Below are 1349 nucleotides of genomic sequence, written 5' to 3'. Positions count from 1 at the left end.
GCCCGGTTACATTCCGAACCCGGAAGCTAAGCCTCACAGCGCCGATGGTACTGCAGGGGGGACCCTGTGGGAGAGTAGGACGCCGCCGAACAATTATTCAAGGCCGCGGCCCCAGCGATTTCGCTGGGGCCGCGGCCTTTTTGTGTTTTGCGAACGTGCACGGCCGGCAAGGCCGGGGCTTCCGCCCGGACGCGGAGTGTTCCCGGATGCCGGACAATGGAGAAGGCGTGCGGCCAGCAGGTCGGCACCCAGCCGCGTGAGGGCGAGATGTTCGGCCCGGCCCGCGGCAGAGCTGAAGCAGGAGAAGGAGTCACCACGATGTCGAACCAGCCCCAGGACCGTCCCGAGCGTCGATCGGACGACGGCCGAGGCTACGAGCCCCGGTCCCGCGGGAGCTGGTCCAACGACCGTGGCGGCTCTCGCCGCGACGAGCGCCCGGGCGGCTACCGCCGCGACGACCGTGACGAGCGTCCGCGTCGTGACGACCGTCCCTCCGGTGGCGGCTACGGCCGTGACCGGGACGACCGCCAGGGCGGCGGCTACCGCCGCGACGACCGCCCCTCCGGCGGCGGTTTCCGTCGTGACGACCGTCCCGCCGGTGGTGGCTTCCGTCGTGACGACCGCCCGTCGGGTGGTGGCTACGGCCGCGACCGCGATGACCGTCCGGCCGGTGGCGGCTACCGCCGCGATGACCGCCCGTCGGGTGGTTTCAACCGTGACCGTGACGACCGTCAGGGCGGCGGTTTCCGTCGCGACGACCGTCCCTCCGGTGGCGGTTTCCGTCGTGACGACCGCCCGTCGGGTGGTTTCAACCGTGACCGTGATGACCGTCAGGGCGGCGGTTTCCGTCGCGATGACCGTCCGGCCGGTGGTGGCTTCCGTCGTGACGATCGCCCGTCGGGTGGTTTCCGTCGTGATGACCGTGACGAGCGTCCGCGTCGCGACGACCGCCCCTCCGGTGGCGGCTACCGCCGCGACGACCGCCCGTCGGGTGGTTTCAACCGTGACCGTGACGACCGTCAGGGCGGCGGTTTCCGCCGCGACGACCGTCCCTCCGGTGGTGGCTTCCGTCGTGACGACCGCCCGTCGGGTGGTTTCCGTCGTGATGACCGTGACGAGCGTCCGCGTCGCGACGACCGCCCCTCCGGTGGCGGTTTCCGTCGTGACGACCGCCCGTCGGGTGGTTTCAACCGTGACCGTGACGACCGTCAGGGCGGCGGTTTCCGCCGCGACGACCGTCCCTCCGGTGGCGGTTTCCGTCGTGACGACCGCCCGTCGGGTGGTTTCAACCGTGACCGTGACGACCGTCAGGGCGGCGGTTTCCGTCGCGACGACCGTCCCGCCGGTGG

Annotated in this window: 1 rRNA gene and 1 pseudogene; both read left to right on the top strand. The window is 71.4% G+C overall.

The window, feature by feature from the left end:
* Positions 1 to 91, top strand: a 5S ribosomal RNA gene (gene rrf / locus AB0C76_RS41360); the annotation flags it as partial.
* 227 nt (positions 92 to 318) lie between these two features.
* Positions 319 to 1349, top strand: a pseudogene (locus AB0C76_RS41355) (hypothetical protein); the annotation flags it as partial.

Source organism: Kitasatospora sp. NPDC048722, from assembly GCF_040650235.1.
Taxonomy (GTDB): Bacteria; Actinomycetota; Actinomycetes; order Streptomycetales; family Streptomycetaceae; genus Kitasatospora.
Note: the sequence above shows the minus strand (reverse complement) of the source record. Positions and strands in the feature narration are given on the sequence as shown.